Here is a 16,371-nt window from a genome sequence, read left to right as displayed (position 1 = left end):
CTTTTCGTCAAAACTGATTGTTGACACAACAACCCAGGGCCTATACGTATGGAGCAAAGCAGAATACGGGAAAATAATGATCTCGTCTATCGCCCCCGTATTTCGCTGCGCTCATAGGGGGTACTTCTTCTACGAGAGAGCCCCTTAGAAAAATTTATTTGACAGGGTACTAGTGAAAACGGAGGTTTTTTATAGTAAAATTGTACGTCAAATTAACAATTACTTAAAAATATCTACTTAACATAATGATAATGCGTTACCAAAAATTAAGTTTAATCTCTTTTATTGTTCTCCCTTTGCTGGCAACGGAAAGCATAGGCGACCCCGCAACGCTTGTTTCTCCAGTTCCTAAAGGCTATCTCACGTGTCCAGAGATCAGTAAACTGCAAAAAGATCCACAAGATGATTTGGTCGGCGAAGCGTGGCCGGAAGAGTTATTCACCTTCCTTTTCAGTCATTTGAATAAATTTCTTGGGCTCAATGGTAGGGCGTTAATGTAGGTAATATTACTTGTCTTTATCAATCCGATGAAAAAATGATATTTCCAGTGAGCTTGGCATACAATTTGCTAGTCTATATGCCCGTTGGTGGAAAGTGGAGAAAATTTGAGTGCCTATATGAATTGCGTGTCACACGACAAAAAACAGTGTATTTTTAAACCTCAAATTCAAGCCAAAGCCGGTAACCTCATACCAGGAAGTCGGTCACCTAAAACGTATCACTCAACAAGAAATTGGATTTTAATAGGCTTTTTAAGAAATTAAAGGGAGGGTTGCCTATGCATCGCGTCTTTAAATTTTTATTCATCACTCTCGCCGCTTTTATTTATGTCATCCTTTCGGTCATAACGGCTCTTTTTGCAATTACTTTTGGTGGTTTGGCAAAATTAATGCCTATAAAATCATGGCATCGAGCTATGATGAAAATGGCGCTTCAAGTTCCTGTAGTTTGGGCCAGTATTTCAAATCAATTTTTGAAATTACCATCCAACCATGAGTGGAGGGTCGAAGGAAAAGCCCCGCTGGACACCAACCATTGGTACATGCTAATCAGCAATCACCGAAGTTGGCTGGATATATTGGTACTGGGTTATGTATTTAACCGCAAAATCCCGGTAATCAAATTCTTTATGAAACAAGAATTATTATGGGATCTCCCGATATTAGGCCTAAGCTGTTGGTTATTGGATTACCCCTTTGTTCAACGCTATTCTCGAAAAAAAATGCGAAAGCGACCTCATTTGAAGTACATGGATATTCATACCTCCAAAAAGGCATGTGAAAAATTCAAAGAGTTTCTAACGACGGTGGTCAATTTTGTGGAAGGTACTCGGTTTACTCCCGAAAAACACCAACGTCAACATTCCCCTTATCTACATTTACTCAAACCTAAAGCCGGCGGCACCGCCATTGTGATAAAAGAACTCCAAGAAAAGTTGAGCGGAATTTTGAATGTTACTCTCTACTATTCTCGTCCACTTTCATTTTGGAATTATTTTCAGGGGGGGGGCTTCAAAATAACCGTCCATTACGAATTATTGCCGTTGACTCCAGATTTGATTGGTGACTATTACGAAGACCGAGAATTTCGCCGTCATTTCCAACACTGGTTAAATGCCATATGGCAACAAAAAGATCTACTCCTTGATGAATTAAGCTCGAATGATCAAAAAACGTAGTATTTTAATTGTCACGCGAAAAAGTCCGCTAGTATTATGGTAAGCTGAATTCGTAAAACAACAATTTAAAATATACACCCTCATCTGGTCTGTCAAATCTTGGGTTACACCACTCAAGGCAATCGTCTTACCACGGAAAAATTAGTCGACAGCGGCGGCAAGGACTTTTTTGTTAAAGATTTGCAGAAAGCGTTGCTAAATCGCGATGCTGTTACCATACATTCTATAAAAGATATGTCGGCTTGTGATGGGTTATGGTCCTGAATTAATGATCGGCGCTTTTATTCGTCGCGAAGATCCACGCGACGCTTTGAATAGCAAAAGGTGAATTATCCACTTTACCTCCCCACGCCGTTATCGGAACCTCAAGTCCACGTCGCCAATGTCAATTGAAAAAATTCAGCCAGGTTTCAAAATTAAGAATTCGAGGCAATGTCAGTACGCGATTAGCTAAGCTCGACGCTGGGCATTACAACGCTATTGTTTTAGCGACCGCAGGATTAAAACGTTTAGGCTTAGAAAACTGAATCCATTATTATTTTTATCCTCACGAATTTATACCCGCCATTGGACAAGGAGCAATTGGTGTTGAATGTCGTTCTGATGATCATAAAATGCAAACGCTCCTAAAGTCATTGAACCATCGGGGAACTCGACTTTGCGTGACTGCGGAACGCGCTGTTAATGACAAACTCGGCGGCGATTGTTTTACACCCATTTCAGCGCATGCCATCATTAAAAATGATCAACTCTCTCTGTTTGCGATGCTCGGAAAAATAGACGGTCGCGTTATAATCCGTGCGACGGGGATTGGAAATTCAGAGGGGGCTAAAAAATAGGTTTTAAAGTAGCATCGCAATTATTAGAATAGGGCGGTGATTCTCTACTGCGTGAGTTAAAAAATAATGTTAAATACAGTCCGTATCCGTGTTGTGGTTATCGGCAAAACGCTCGAGGAATTTTTATTTCACCTTGAAGCAGCGCAAACCGCGGTGGATTTTGTCGAGTTACGCATCTATTATCTCGAACAAATAAACTCGCAGTGGGTGCGAATTATTAAAAATCATACCCACAAGAAAGCCATCCTTTACTGTCAGGTACGAGCAGACGGCGGGAATTTTATAGGAACGTCCGAAGCCCAACAAGAAATCTTACAAACGGGAAATTATCTTGGTATTGATCTCTCCGTTGCAAATAAAATCAGCATTCGCGAAAAAAAAGCAAAAATTATTATTTCCTACCACAATTTTCTTCATACGCCCCCGATAACTGAACTTAACTCTCTTTTAGAGAATATGCGATTATTTAATCCGGATGTTTTTAAATTTGCAACGAAGTCTGAGCAATGTGAAGATATTAAGACTTTATTTAAGCTACTTATCAATAAAAAAATTAATGAAAATATGATTGTGCTCGGAATTGACAAACAAGGAAAAATAATCCGTTTATTTTCCCCTCTATTAGGAGGGTATTTAACCTTTTCATCGGTAAACGATGTCATCTCTGCTCCAGGCCAAATTGATTCTAAAAACCATGCAAAATTTTTATCAATGCTTTTACAAAATTTTATCATCGCTCAAGGGAGAAGATTAAGGAGGGGTTAATGTACAAACTTACTTTTTATATTCCCGAAACTCATTTAGAAAACGTAAAAAATGCGTTATTTGCCAAAGGCGCAGGTAAAGTGGGTAAGTATGATTGCTGTTCTTGGCAAACTTTAGGGGCGGGGCAATACCGTCCTTTAAGCGGCAGCCAGCCTCATTTGGGTTCTGAAGGTCAAATTGAAACGGTAAAAGAATATTTAGTAGAAATGGTCTGTGATGATAAGTATTTAAAAACAGTGCTGGAAGAACTGCTCCAAGTGCACCCTTACGAAACCCCAGCTTATGCAGCTTGGAAAATCGAGCACCATGGAAAATAAATTCTTAAAAAATAAAACCATTATGATTACTCGCCCTGAAGGGCATGGAGAATTATTAAAAAAGCTATTGAACGCAGGGGTGGCACCGTTATTTTATTTCCAACCTTCATTATAAAACCAATTAATAAATGCAACTACTCGTTCTTCGAATCCGCAAGTTTTCCACCTTCCTGCGAAAGTGGGAGCCCAGATGATAAAATGAATTAGGCTAGATTTCTGAATTCAAGCGACATCCTAATTTTTTTAAGTGCAAATGCTGTAAAATACTCTCCTATTTTAAATTTTAAAGCACAACAAAAATTAGTTGCTATTGGCGCAGGGACCGCCACGGCTTTATTTCAATGCGACCTTTCTGTTGATGTCATTTCCGAACATTTCAGTAGTGAAAGCCTTTTAGATTTGCCTTTACTCCATCAAGTGACTAGAAAAACGATTGCTATTTTTGCGGGAAAACTCTCACCCTTATTTAGAAAACGATTGCCGCTCTCACTCACCACACGATTCATGCAATTGTCTCTACTAGCGCCGAAAGCCTCCAAAATCTCTGCTCATTATTCGAATCACACCAGCACTGGTTACAATCTATCCCGCTCGTTGTTATTAACAATAAAATGGAAAACTTATCAAAATCTCAAGGATTCCACTCGGTGCTTCTAGCGGACAATGCCGGAGAAAAGGCTATTATAGAAATTTTATCCACTAAATATCCGAATTAATTTCTAATTTCTTAAGTTTCATTACTTTCATTTTAACATTTTCAAATCGAAAATTATAAAGATAAAAATTTCGCATGATCATCAGTAATAAAATCGATATAAGGACCTGCTTCTCTAATAATGGACCTAAATAATCGGGTGTAATAAAGCCAAAAGCCGTTCCAAGAATAGTATTTAAACGCTGTACTTTCTGCATTTTCTTCACCCACTTATTGGCAAGTACATCCGGAGGCACCGTTGGGAATGAAGGAGCGACAATCCTTTTACATGTGACATGTAGTATTTTAACCGCATACATTGCGTTTTTGTCTCCAAATTAGTTTGTAACGTATTTTTCTAATTCTGACATGGAGAAGACGCTAACATTTTTAAATATTTGAGTCGGGTAAAATTTAACCACCTCAGAAAAGGGTGTCTTTGTACTTTTCGGAAGTTTTCGTGCGTCTCCATTTTTATTCGCAACAAAGACCTTGCCCTCGGCGATGATTAGCTCACCTGTGAAGCCATTGGTAGCGGCCTAAACAAAAGCCATCTTACAACACAGTATCAAAATTAAGGGGATAATCTTTGCAACTTATTTAATTTCAGGTCAAAAACATAAATTGCATTGGGGCAGCTGGGCTTCCGTTTAAAGTCTTGGTTATATCCATAATTGGGATTGCTAAAATAAATAATTCCTGATTTAGCTTAAATCACTTTATTGGGCGAATTAAATGGCGCGCCTTAACTAAGAGTTAACAAAAAATTTCCTTTGATTGTTGATTAAATCAATTTTGTTAATACCCCGGTGTTGGTTTCATTCCCTACTCGACAACTAATAACAACTTGCCATCGTTCGAAAGCCACATACTGCTAGCCATATTTGTTTTTTTTTAGGAAGGAAGATATATATTTTGTTAGACTTTAAATCGAGGTAATTTATGGATGTTCCTATTCTCTTCTTAAAATCTCGGATGGTGCTAAAATACAGTCTACTTTGAAATGGTGCGCAAACTAGTCCTTCGTGATCGTTCGTTTGCGCAACCTTAGTTAATAAAGAAATTGTTTTAGCAGCAGCATGGGTAATAAAAGTAAAAGCGCTCGTCATAAACTAATGATAAAGTTTTTAACGTGCATTAATGTACCCATCGAAGACAACTCTCCATTCCCGGCTTCTGAGAAAATATAGTTAGTATACATTTGCGATTTCACTGTTCAGCCTACTTCTCTAGAAAAAGCTTCTGGTTTTTGTCTTATATGTCGCTGGTGAACGGGAAGTAGTGTGTCCATATAAATCAAGTTCTCATCATCCAAACGAGAGGATTATCATAGACTCAACGGGAACGTATTGTATTTACAATAAAAGCAAATCAGAGACGGGAATGGTCGCGGCTAAACATCCATAAACTCTGTCTTTCCCGCGAAGAACAATGAAGGTACAATGATTTAAATCAACTTTTTAAAAGGGAAAACCGTGCCTGAAATGTCTTCGCTCGAACAGCCTCCTACAAAAACTAAATCAATGCCCATACAAACTATCCTCTTATTGTTGGGCATTACTGGTTTTATTTTAGCTCTCGGCGGCATTACCTTTGGTATCGCTATTTGGCACCGACTTAACAGTTCTCAATTGGAACAATCGTTAGGTCGATTTCAGGGTGATTTACAACAATCCCAGGCGGAGTTGCAAACGGCCATTGCGACTAACCGAAAAAATATTGATCAGTTAACGCATGAGATGACCCATCCGTCGGGAAGACAAACAGTTGCAGAAATAGCCTATTTAGTTCAATTGGCTCATCTTCATTTAACAATCAAAAATAATACCCTGGCGGCCATCCAGATATTAAAAATGGTTCAACAGCAATTACAGCCGGTTTCCTCTGATGCTTTAACTCCATTAAAACAAGCGGTTGATCAAGATATCATAGCACTGTCAACCGTTCCGAAAATTGATCCTATTAAGATTTTTGAGCGATTAGATTATTTAAAAACTGAAATTGCGGCTTTATCCATGCAGCCTCATCGGAGCGCCCCTGAACCACTGACGGCATCCGCGCCCGAATTAAAAACGTGGTGGGAAAAAATCAAGCACAGTTTTAGTAAAGCTCTAAGCAACCTCTTCGTTATTCGTCGGGTGGATCATCCTACCTCCCCTTTAACTGAGCCGGGTCAAACTTTATTTTTAAAGGAAAATTTGCAATTGCAATTAGTTCAAGCACAATGGGCGCTACTTAATCGGGAGCCTGAGGCTTACCAAAGTAGTCTAAATAGAGCCGTTCAATGGCTATCCAACTACGATCATAATCAACCCGAAGCGGATAATATTATCAAGAAAATTCAAGCCATTGCCATCATCAATATTAAGCCGCACACCCCCCAACTCCAATCATGGTCTATCGTAAAAACTTTACTGACCAAAAATGTCGGGGGCTAATCTAATGCGATATTTGATCATACTCTTTATCCTCTTGATATTATCGATCTTGCTTGGTTTGGAAATGACTCGTGATACTGGCTATTTATTAATTATCTATCAGCATTGGAGTATCGAAACCACTTTGTGGGCGGCTATTGTTTCTCTTCTTATTCTTTTTATTCTTTTTTATATTATTTTTCGACTTCTCGGGCGTGCTACTCGCATCTCAAAAAACATCCATCATTGGCGGAAGATGAAACAATATCGTCGTGCTCGTCAACTCACCAGCGCAGGACTTTGTGAACTTGCGGAAGGCCGATGGCCTTCAGCCGAACAAAAGCTCGTGAAAGGAGCTAAGAGTACTAAGAATCCTCTAGTTAATTATTTAGCGGCTGCCCAAGCAGCTAATGCCCAACAATCCTACGAACGACGCGATAATTATTTACGCCTGGCTCATGCCAAAGCAAAAGGTTCTGACATTGCTGTCGATCTCACTCGGGCAAGGTTACAAATTGGTAAAAATCAATGGGGACAAGCGCTGGCGACCTTGGAGCGGTTAAATCAGACGAACCCTAATCACGCGTGCACCTTGCAATTATTAAAGCAAGTTTATGTTCGTTTACAAAATTGGGAGAAATTACGTCATCTCCTTCCTCATTTACGCAAACAAAGAGTGGAGTCCGTTGAGGTGCTCGATGTTCTTGAAAAAACTATTTACGTAAATTTACTAAAGGCCGCGGACCGCAAAGGTAAACAAGCCTTAATTGAGATGTGGAATTCTTTACCTCACCGTTCAACTCAAGCAATAGAACTGATTGATTTTTATACACGTTCGCTCATTAAATATGATGAGCCGGATAAGGCTATTCCCTTAATTGAATCTGCACTTAAAAAACAGTGGAACTCCCATTTAATATCTACTTACGGGCTAGCATGGGGCGAAAAGAAAACCGATCAATTGACTACTGCTGAAACGTGGTTAAAGAAATATCCTAAAGAACCCGAATTATTTCTCTGCCTCGGACGTTTAAGCCGGCAGGAAAAATTTTTAGGGAAAGCACACGACTATTTACAAACCACTATCAAATTAATGCCCTCGTCTGCTGCTTACCGAGAATTGGGACGGGTTTATGAAGAAAAAGGTCAAAAAGATTCTGCTTTGGATTGTTACCGAAAGGCTTTAAATTTAACAACTATTTAATTATGAAGTGAACTCTGCTGCACTATTTTATTTTTTTCCTCTTTACACTGATTATTAAATCAGCATATGCAAATCCAAGTATTCGATGGAAAATGTTAGCCTCCGGATTAGCAATAATAAAGCTTTATCCTCTTTAAAGAGGATAAGCTGGTGGGGAATTTTATGATTAAAAATAACCGTGCGGCCATTACAAGTCCGCAAAATTATCGCTACTCGCCTGAAATTAATTTCACCATTCAAGCTAGTCCCAGATTAATTTTAATTATAGATGGCCAAATACCTAAATTACGCGTTGGATCAGCACAATGATCCGCGCTAGGCGTCACTCCAACAGGAGATATTATTATTGCAATAACGGATAATAATTTACTACTCAGCGCCACACAATTAGCGATCCTCCTGCAAAAACTGGGCTGTTCCAACGCATTAAATCTAGACGGCGGCACACTCTTCACAGTTATTCGTACACACTAATAATTTTTTACTCCAAATCCCAGTCTATGCCCGGTGACTGATCTTATTACTTGTTAAAATTCAATCATACCCTTTTATAAAAACACCGTGGATTACATTAAGAAAAAGATGTATAAATTTCAGTACCGCTATGCATAATTCTTCTCCCCTGTGGGAAAGGCTAGGAGAGTAAAAAATTGTTCCTAGACTTCAGCCGAAGCGAAGGATTTAATAGAGAACTTATATGAAACAAGTAGTTATTTTAATATCTGGTGGTTTAGATTCTACGACTTATATGACCGTTGTTAAGAGTAAGGGTTTTGCTTGTTATGCTTTGAGCTTTGATTATGGTCAAAAGCATCTCTCTGAATTAGTGGCCGCAGAAAAGATTGCAGCGCATTTTAACGTTGTTCAATATGAGATTGTTAGCTTTCAATTGGAAAGCTGGGCGGCCCTGCCTTAACCGATAATTCGCTCGAAGTGTCAGAAAACCGTATGTCAAAAGTAACAAGAATGGCGGTAACGATGCGCAGACGATAGATCAAGCGGCTTCCCGGGCCCAGATGCGGTTTGTGCGGGGTAAGACGGTGGAACAACAAAACGTTCCGCTGTTAAAAAGATGCGCCGAATGTTTAGTCAAAAGCCGGCAGGACGCCGATCACTGAGATTCGGGGTTGTTGTTAAGAATACGGACTCACAATATACGTATGGAGCAAAGCAGAATACGGGAAAATAATGATCTCGTCTATCGTCTCCGTATTTCGCTTCGCTCATATGGGCTGCTATTGAAGATCAAGGAAACGAAAATCTTGCAACAATAAAAACTCCAACAAGGCCATCCGCATAGCGACGCCGTTACGTACTTGTTGAAGGATGACAGATTGTTGGTTATCTGCGACATCAGAATTAATTTCGACTTCGCGGTTGACGGGACCCGGATGCATAACAATGGCATCGGGTTTTGCGGAATATAATTTTTCAGATGTCAATCGAAAAGATTCGCGAAAAGCGTCGATATCGACAGAATTATCATGCCGTTCCTTTTGCAAACGAAGGGTGACAATAACGTCGCTGTTAAAGAGACTTAGTTTTAATTCGGTGAATTTTCTAATCGAATCCTTCTTGACCTTGTCAGGCAATAATGACAATGGGCCTACTAATCGAATTTCCGGAACACCCATCGTGATTAACCCGTCCATTAATGAGTTTGCCACGCGAGAATGACGAATATCGCCAATAATCGTGACACACAATTTATTCCAATGTGGTTTGTGTTGCTTTATTGTCATTAGATCAATTAAAGCTTGTGATGGATGTTGATGATTACCGTCACCCGCGTTGATGACGACACCTGAGGATAATCGTTTTGCTATCTGCTCCAGTTTTTTATTTTCAGAATGGCGCACAATGAAAAAACAAACACCCATCGCTTCCAAAGTTTTAATCGTATCAAAAAGAGCTTCACCTTTACTTATTGCCGAAATTTTAAGATTAGGGTTAAGAACAATGGCGCCCAAACGTTTAGACGCAATTTCAAAGGAGTTACGCGTTCGCGTGCTTGGTTCAAAAAATAAATTGGCGACTATGTGCCCTTTTAATGTTTCAAAGACCGAATTTTTTTCCACGCCTTGAGTTAAAAAATAATTCGCCCGTTGGATAAGCTTTTCAATATGGTCACGTGTGAGTGAACGCATATCTAATAAATGTAAAGGAAATTCATTCATTTTTTTGTTCCTGTAACCACTGTTCTAGAATAAGTTTAGCGGCATAATTATCGAAATGTTGGGGTCGTTTTGTCAGTCCCTGCTCGTACCATTGCCTTTTCGCTTCGATCGTTGTGAGTCGTTCATCAACTATATAGACGGGTAGGTCAAACCGCGTTTGCAATTTGCGCGCAAATTTGTGCGCAGGGAATGTAAGTGTTTGTTCAGAGCCATCCATATTGTAGGGAATGCCAACAACGAGCACGTTCGTGTGCCAAGTCTCAATGAGAATTTTAATTTTCTCCCAGTCGGGAACGCCATCTTGAGCCTTCAAAATTGCAATCGCATTCGCAGAATGCGTTACGTTTTGGCCAACGGCAACACCGATACGTTTCATCCCGAAATCAAATCCGAATGCGATGAGATTTTGATTAGGCATGCCCAATCTGGCCAGAAAGCTGATTAATATCAATTCCGATGAGCGCTGCTGCTTTTTGCCAACGACTTTTTAAAGGAGTTTCAAAAAGAATCTTGCGATTAAAGGGCACCACTAGCCAATCATTACGGACAATCTCATTTTCCAACTGCCCTGCTTCCCAGCCGGCATAGCCAAGGGTGATTAAAAAATCATCCGGGCCTTTATTTTTAGCAATGTCACCCAACATATCTTTCGATGCCGAAAGCAAAATTTCCGCCCCTTGAGCTGATTCCTGTTCATAAACAATAAAACCATGTTCCTGACCAATAGGTCCTCCCATCAAAACAGGGTGATTGGCAATTTGCGGTTGGACGATTTCAATATTTAAGTGCTCTAAAACTTTTCCTAAAGTCAACGCCAACGGTCTATTAATAATTATTCCCAACGCGCCTTTCGCATCGTGTTGGGAGACATAAATCACCGCTTTAGTAAAAGTAAAATCATTTAATTGGGGCATAGCGACGAGAAAATGATGGGACAGGATATTTGTCTTTACCATAATGACGCTAAGTATGCGCGGATCTCCCGAGAGTAGCAACTCTCGATTCCAATTACTTCTGCCAAAGCGGCTATTCAATACGGCGATAATTTGCCATAATGGTCCCTCATTAAAATGAGATAAAGGAACAGCTATGGAGAAAATTGCTGCGCGAGTTACCTATATTAACCTTTCTCCTAATGAGTTGATTCAACACGCCGTAAAAAATAGCGAGGGCGTGTTAAGTTCCAGTGGAGCTTTAGCGGTTACTACTGGGAAACGCACGGGTCGATCACCGAAAGATCGTTTTATTGTCAAAGATGAGCAAACTGCCGATCAAGTGGCGTGGGGCAATATCAATCAGCCTGTTGAACAATGTACCTTTGACCAGTTGTGGGAGAAAACGCTGCGGTATCTTTCTGAACGTGCTGTTTATATTTCGTATTTGCAAGTAGGGGCGGACGATAATCATTTTCTGCCACTTAAGGTGGTCACCGAGTTTGCGTGGCACAATTTATTTGCGTGTGATCTTTTTATCCGTCCTTCTCGCGATCATGCGAATAAGAAACCGTCCTGGGTTATTTTAAGTGCCCCCGGGTTGAAAACCGATCCTGAGCGAGACGGCGTGAACAGTGATGGTGCGGTAATGATTAATTTATCACGGCGCCGTGTGTTATTGGTGGGCATGCCATATGCGGGTGAAATGAAAAAAGCCATGTTTTCTGTGCTGAATTATCTTTTGCCACCGCACGATGTTTTACCGATGCATTGCGCCGCTAATGCTGGCCAGTCGGGCGATGTTGCACTATTCTTCGGATTATCAGGAACGGGTAAGACCACTTTGTCGGCTGACCCTCATCGATTTTTAATCGGTGACGACGAACACGGTTGGAGCACCACAAGCGTTTTTAATTTTGAGGGTGGATGTTATGCTAAGTGCATTGATTTGTCACAAGAACGAGAGCCGATGATTTGGAATGCGATTCGGCACGGCGCTATTATGGAAAATGTGGTTTTAGATGAGAATGGTGTTCCCGATTATGCGGATGCGCGGCTAACCCAAAATTCGCGTGCCGCTTATCCGCGTGAGCACATTCCATTTCGGGTGGAAAATAATAGAGGGCATCCCCCCGATGCCGTCTTATTTCTAACTTGCGATCTCGATGGAGTTTTGCCGCCCGTAGCGCTGCTCACGAAAGAACAAGCAGCTTATTATTTTTTAAGCGGGTATACCGCTTTAGTTGGCAGTACGGAAGTGGGCAGCGCAAAGGGCGTCACCTCCATCTTCAGTACTTGCTTTGGCGCACCATTTTTTCCACGCCCTCCAACAGTCTATGCTGAATTATTAATGAAACGTATTAAAGCAACGGGCTGTCAAGTTTACCTCGTTAATACTGGCTGGACAGGGGGCGCTTATGGTGAAGGAGGTAAGCGTTTTTCCATTCCAACGACACGAGCGCTTGTTAACGCTGTTCTAAGCGGAAAACTCAAAGAGGGGCCAACAGAAGTGTTGAGCAGATTTAACCTCACCATTCCAAAATCTGCTTTAGGTGTGGACGATCATCTATTAAATCCCCAGAAGACCTGGGAAAACGTTAGCGCCTATGCTGCAAGAGCCCAGCTATTAATCCAAAAATTCCGTGAAAATTTTAAAAAATTTAAAGTGCCTGCTGCCATTCAGGAAGCCGGACCGTCTGATGTCCATTAGCGAAAATATTAAAAGAATTACTAGCGAAATCCGCCAAGCAGAAAAAGAATTTAGCCGCTCTCCCAATTCGGTTTCGCTTTTAGCGGTGAGTAAGTCGCAATCTCTTGATAAGATAAAAGAGGCTATTGCAGCAGGACAAAGACAGTTTGGTGAAAATTATTTGCAAGAAGCGTTGGTGAAAATAAAAGCGTTGCGCGCTCATCGATTGAAATGGCATTTTATAGGCGTAATTCAAACTAATAAGACGCGCCTCATTTCCGCAAATTTTGATTGGGTGCAAAGCGTTTCTCGTTTGGAAGTTGCTTCAGCATTAAATCGTTATCGACCTGTGGAATTGGGACCATTGTCTATTTGTATTCAGGTAAACATCGGTGAAGAAAAAACTAAAAGCGGCATAGACTTAACGCATTTATCAGAATTTGCAAAAGCAGTTAATCAGTTTGATCGCCTGAGATTGCGGGGTTTAATGACGATACCAGCTTATCACAAAGATTTTAATGCGCAACAGGCCATATTTGAAACGTTGAAAGAAGCACAACGGGAATTAATAAAGAAAGGGTTACCATTGGATGTCTTGTCATTAGGAATGTCGCACGACTTTTGCGCGGCTATCGCAGTGGGAAGCACGATGGTTCGTATCGGAACAAGAATTTTTGGTCCTCGGGAAAATAGATGAATACTTCCAATATTACTTTTATTGGCGGCGGAAATATGGCGCGCAATATCGTGTTAGGATTGATTACCAACGGTTACAAGCCAAACCGTATTTGTGTCACTAATCGAAGTTTGGATAAATTAGATTTCTTTAAGGAAAAGTGTGGAGTCCATACTACTCAAGATAATCGTCAAGGAGCTTTGAACGCTGATGTGGTTGTGTTAGCCGTTAAACCTCATCAAATTAAAATGGTTTGCGAGGAATTAAAAGATATTTTAAGCGAAACGAAAATTCTTGTAATTTCCTTAGCAGTAGGCGTTACCACAATGCTCATTGAAAAATGGTTAGGAAAGCCTTCACGTATTGTGCGTGTTATGCCCAATACACCTTCCTCGATAAGAGCTGGTGCTACAGGTTTATTTGCAAACGAGACTGTGAGCAAAGACCAAAAAAATCTAGCGGAATCGATCATGCGTGCGGTGGGGTTGGTAATTTTGGTTTCGTCTGAAGACCAAATTGAAAAAATAGGTGCGCTTTCGGGTTCGGGCCCTGCTTATATTTTTTTAATTATGGAGGCACTTCAGGAGGCCGGGGAGCAATTAGGTTTAACGAAGGAAACAGCGGAATTACTTACGGAACAAACAGTTTTAGGCGCGGCTCGTATGGCACTTGAAACGAAGCAAAGTGTAGTACAATTACGTCAATCTGTAACGTCGCCGGGTGGCACCACGGAGCAAGCGATCAAAGTATTGGAATCAGGAAATCTTCGTAAATTATTTACTAAAGCGTTAACAGCCGCGATTAATTGCGCTAAAGAATTATCGAAAACGGTAGATCAATGATGACAGCATTCACTAATGCCGGAATATTTTTAGTCGGCCTTATTTTTAATCTTTACGTTATTATTCTCATGTTGCGCCTCTTGATGCAAAAATTGCGAGTGAGTTATCACAATCCCATTTCCCAAATGGTTATTCGGTTAACTAACATTTTTGTTTCTCCACTGCAACGTATCATTCCAGGATTTAAGGGGTTCGATCTCGCGATCATCTTATTGTTAATATTATTAGAATTTATCCAAGCGTTATTATTGTTCTGGTTGGGGGCGGGGTATCTGCCCAAATTTAGCGGATTAGTAATTATTGTTATTGCCAGATTGGGTAATAAATTCCTAAAATTATATTTCTATGCCATCATCCTTCGAGTAGTTATGAGTTGGATTGCATCTTTACAACATAATCCTATCACGGAAATTATTTTTCTAATCACTGAACCTTTAATGAGACCGATACGGCAATTAATACCATCTATTGCAGAATTTGATTTCTCGCCTATCGTCCTTTTAATTTTACTACAATTAATCTCTATTCTTATTTTAAGACCGTTGATTGAATTCACCACGCAACTGGCTTTAATGTAAAGTTATTTTTGCGTTAAATTTAAAAAAAAGAAATCTATAGATTTCTGAATGAACTTCTTTTTTGGTTATTGTTTTTTCATCACCCAACCAGCAAAAATAGCAAACCCTAGCCCGCCTAGCGGTAAAAGTAAAATAATATCGGTTGGCGGTTGGTGGAAATATCAAAAATAGTTAACCCGTGAAGTTTAATACTCTGCCAGCAATTAAACGACAACACAGAACCGATACCAATAACCAGGCCCGTTACCAATAATATATAACGTTTTAGCCCAAAACGCTGCGTTAAAATAACGACAAAGGGTTCTGCGAGGTTAATTGATGAAGTTCAGGCGGGCACAAAGCAACAATAAAAAAATAAACCGCCGATGAACCAGCCGGAGGACAAATGACCCAAGATAATAGGCAAAGTAACATATAAACCCGGTCCAGAATTTGGCGGTATTGGCGGTAAATGATAAGTAAAAATAATAGGAGATATCGCAAGTCCCGATAATATGGCTACTAACACATCTAAGCTCGCAACGATTAAAACGGTTTTACCCAAATTAATAATCTCTTGGAACATAAGCACCATACATGGCCATTGCACCGGCACCAAGCGCTAATATAAAAAGGTATGTCCTAATGCGGCTATAACCACAGGGGCCGTTATTTTTGAATGGTTATTTTTGAATGATTAAAATCAAATAAAAAAGAAAGCCTTTATTAAAATTTCCATAAGAAGAGGCATAACTAACTAAAATAAATAGAATAACGTATAACGCTGGCATCATATTTTGTGGCCTTTTCTAGCCCGTTCTTGACGCCTTTTGCAACCATAACCACAGTTAAAAACATAAAAGTAGAATGCCAACCGAGCAGATGCCAAGGATTAGCTAAAAAGCCCTTCCACATACCGGTTATTTGCACAGGATTTAGTTGATAAAATTCATTGGAAAAACTTTTAAGTAAGATAAGCAACGCTCCAGCTGGCAACCACGTTATAGAAAGACAGATGAGTAATAAGGCTAGTGCTCTAGCCAGCCCAGTAAGCCCCATTTATGGCTGTGGTTAGATTCTTGTGCCAGCGTAATTAAAGCATCGACAGGATTCTTGCGAGAACCTCTATCATAATATAGAGTAATATAGAGAGTCCAATAATAAAAACAAATTTAAATAAAATATAAGAGAAAGGCACTATCACCATACATTCCCGCCATAGGGGGGAACCACCAAATGTTCTTCCCTAAACCCACTACGGCACCGGTGTGGCCGCTAAAATGAAAGCTAGTTTTGAAGACCATCGCTCGCGTACTACGTTTACTGAAGTTTCAAGCACCATTTCCTCGCTTTGTGTTGGCTAAGAGTATTCTAATTTTGACTCTACAGTTCTGTCAGTTCCGGCTGTTGTGTGAAAATAACAAACTCAAAAGTAGAATTGTACTTTAAATGTTGGGCTGCAATTAAAAGTGTAGGTTAGGCCGGCTCCGGCTCACGGGATCTGCCGTGGATTTGCAGTATTATTTGAATTGATATTGTTTTCTACTCTTCAGTATCTTTATGTCAATAACTATGGTTTCGTT

General features: G+C 40.1%; 13 protein-coding genes and 8 pseudogenes. 15 read left to right on the top strand and 6 right to left on the bottom strand.

The features are described from left to right. The first annotated feature begins 251 nt into the window (after window positions 1-251). From eirA to FIV31_RS04690, 6 genes and pseudogenes are all read left to right on the top strand, one after another. Window positions 252-744 (top strand): annotated as a pseudogene (eirA, locus tag FIV31_RS04715) (T4SS-associated protein EirA). A gap of 34 nt (window positions 745-778) precedes the next feature. Continuing rightward, the gene (locus FIV31_RS04710) at window positions 779-1,678 is read left to right on the top strand and encodes an acyltransferase (RefSeq protein WP_280123990.1); all 900 of its coding nucleotides are present in this window, start codon (window positions 779-781) and stop codon (window positions 1,676-1,678) included. After that, window positions 1,662-2,549 (top strand): annotated as a pseudogene (gene hemC / locus FIV31_RS04705) (hydroxymethylbilane synthase). The gene FIV31_RS04710 and the pseudogene hemC overlap by 17 nt, the downstream one beginning before the upstream one ends. Before the next feature lie 34 nt (window positions 2,550-2,583). Beyond that, window positions 2,584-3,271: pseudogene (locus FIV31_RS04700) on the top strand (type I 3-dehydroquinate dehydratase). Between the two features lie 10 nt (window positions 3,272-3,281). Further along, window positions 3,282-3,599 (top strand): CBU_2076 family Dot/Icm type IV secretion system effector, encoded by a 318-nt coding sequence (locus tag FIV31_RS04695; protein WP_280123989.1) that lies wholly within the window; start codon window positions 3,282-3,284, stop codon window positions 3,597-3,599. Continuing rightward, window positions 3,589-4,315: pseudogene (locus FIV31_RS04690) on the top strand (uroporphyrinogen-III synthase). The gene FIV31_RS04695 and the pseudogene FIV31_RS04690 overlap by 11 nt, the downstream one beginning before the upstream one ends. On the opposite strand, the gene FIV31_RS04685 reads toward FIV31_RS04690, so the two are convergent. Beyond that, window positions 4,299-4,511 carry a hypothetical protein gene (locus FIV31_RS04685; protein ID WP_280123988.1) on the bottom strand — a complete coding sequence of 71 codons (213 nt, stop codon included), beginning with the start codon at window positions 4,509-4,511 and terminating at the stop codon, window positions 4,299-4,301. The pseudogene FIV31_RS04690 and the gene FIV31_RS04685 sit on opposite strands and share 17 nt — an antisense overlap. Window positions 4,512-4,631: 120 nt before the next feature. Further along, window positions 4,632-4,814: pseudogene (locus FIV31_RS08535) on the bottom strand (acetolactate decarboxylase); the annotation flags it as partial. Between the two features lie 954 nt (window positions 4,815-5,768). Between FIV31_RS08535 and FIV31_RS04675 the strand changes: the two are divergent. The 5 genes and pseudogenes from FIV31_RS04675 to FIV31_RS04655 form a co-directional block, all read left to right on the top strand. Further along, window positions 5,769-6,731, top strand: a complete 963-nt coding sequence (locus FIV31_RS04675) for a uroporphyrinogen-III C-methyltransferase (protein WP_280123987.1) — start codon at window positions 5,769-5,771, stop codon at window positions 6,729-6,731. 4 nt (window positions 6,732-6,735) lie between these two features. Beyond that, window positions 6,736-7,914 carry a heme biosynthesis protein HemY gene (locus FIV31_RS04670; protein ID WP_280123986.1) on the top strand — a complete coding sequence of 393 codons (1,179 nt, stop codon included), beginning with the start codon at window positions 6,736-6,738 and terminating at the stop codon, window positions 7,912-7,914. Window positions 7,915-8,008: 94 nt separating this feature from the next. Then, window positions 8,009-8,455: pseudogene (locus FIV31_RS04665) on the top strand (phosphodiester glycosidase family protein); the annotation flags it as partial. A 156-nt stretch (window positions 8,456-8,611) separates the two neighbouring features. Continuing rightward, entirely contained in the window at window positions 8,612-8,830 is a 219-nt protein-coding gene (locus FIV31_RS04660) for a 7-cyano-7-deazaguanine synthase (protein WP_280123985.1), read from the top strand. 25 nt (window positions 8,831-8,855) lie between these two features. Then, window positions 8,856-9,048, top strand: a pseudogene (locus tag FIV31_RS04655) (IS110 family transposase); the annotation flags it as partial. A 101-nt stretch (window positions 9,049-9,149) separates the two neighbouring features. Here FIV31_RS04655 and FIV31_RS04650 read toward each other — a convergent pair. Genes FIV31_RS04650 through FIV31_RS04640 form a run of 3 tightly spaced genes read right to left on the bottom strand, consistent with a single transcriptional unit; the run spans window position 9,150 to window position 11,086 of the window. Continuing rightward, window positions 9,150-10,091: an aspartate carbamoyltransferase gene (locus tag FIV31_RS04650; RefSeq protein ID WP_280123984.1), complete on the bottom strand. Its 942-nt coding sequence runs from the start codon at window positions 10,089-10,091 to the stop codon at window positions 9,150-9,152. Then, entirely contained in the window at window positions 10,084-10,509 is a 426-nt protein-coding gene (gene ruvX / locus FIV31_RS04645; RefSeq protein WP_280123983.1) for a Holliday junction resolvase RuvX, read from the bottom strand. The genes FIV31_RS04650 and ruvX overlap by 8 nt, the downstream gene beginning before the upstream one ends. Beyond that, window positions 10,502-11,086, bottom strand: a complete 585-nt coding sequence (locus FIV31_RS04640; RefSeq protein ID WP_280123991.1) for a YqgE/AlgH family protein — start codon at window positions 11,084-11,086, stop codon at window positions 10,502-10,504. The genes ruvX and FIV31_RS04640 overlap by 8 nt, the downstream gene beginning before the upstream one ends. Window positions 11,087-11,180: 94 nt before the next feature. Between FIV31_RS04640 and FIV31_RS04635 the strand changes: the two genes are divergently transcribed. From FIV31_RS04635 to FIV31_RS04620, 4 genes are read left to right on the top strand one after another with little or no spacing between them, the layout of a single operon-like run. Next, complete coding sequence (locus FIV31_RS04635; RefSeq protein ID WP_280123982.1) at window positions 11,181-12,734, top strand: phosphoenolpyruvate carboxykinase; 1,554 nt, start codon at window positions 11,181-11,183, stop codon at window positions 12,732-12,734. Beyond that, window positions 12,724-13,410 carry a YggS family pyridoxal phosphate-dependent enzyme gene (locus FIV31_RS04630; RefSeq protein ID WP_280123981.1) on the top strand — a complete coding sequence of 229 codons (687 nt, stop codon included), beginning with the start codon at window positions 12,724-12,726 and terminating at the stop codon, window positions 13,408-13,410. Before FIV31_RS04635 ends, FIV31_RS04630 begins: the two co-directional genes overlap by 11 nt. Next, window positions 13,407-14,231 carry a pyrroline-5-carboxylate reductase gene (proC, locus tag FIV31_RS04625; protein WP_280123980.1) on the top strand — a complete coding sequence of 275 codons (825 nt, stop codon included), beginning with the start codon at window positions 13,407-13,409 and terminating at the stop codon, window positions 14,229-14,231. Before FIV31_RS04630 ends, proC begins: the two co-directional genes overlap by 4 nt. Next, complete coding sequence (locus FIV31_RS04620; RefSeq protein ID WP_280123979.1) at window positions 14,228-14,809, top strand: YggT family protein; 582 nt, start codon at window positions 14,228-14,230, stop codon at window positions 14,807-14,809. Before proC ends, FIV31_RS04620 begins: the two co-directional genes overlap by 4 nt. Here the strand turns inward: FIV31_RS04620 and FIV31_RS04615 are convergent. Further along, a pseudogene (locus FIV31_RS04615) lies at window positions 14,801-16,130 on the bottom strand (sodium-dependent transporter). The gene FIV31_RS04620 and the pseudogene FIV31_RS04615 overlap by 9 nt on opposite strands. Window positions 16,131-16,371: the final 241 nt, after the last annotated feature.

It is taken from the genome of Coxiella endosymbiont of Ornithodoros amblus (assembly GCF_019425495.1).
Lineage (GTDB): Bacteria > Pseudomonadota > Gammaproteobacteria > Coxiellales > Coxiellaceae > Coxiella.
The sequence above is the reverse complement of the archived record's forward strand: the minus strand, read 5'-3'. Positions and strand labels throughout refer to the sequence as shown.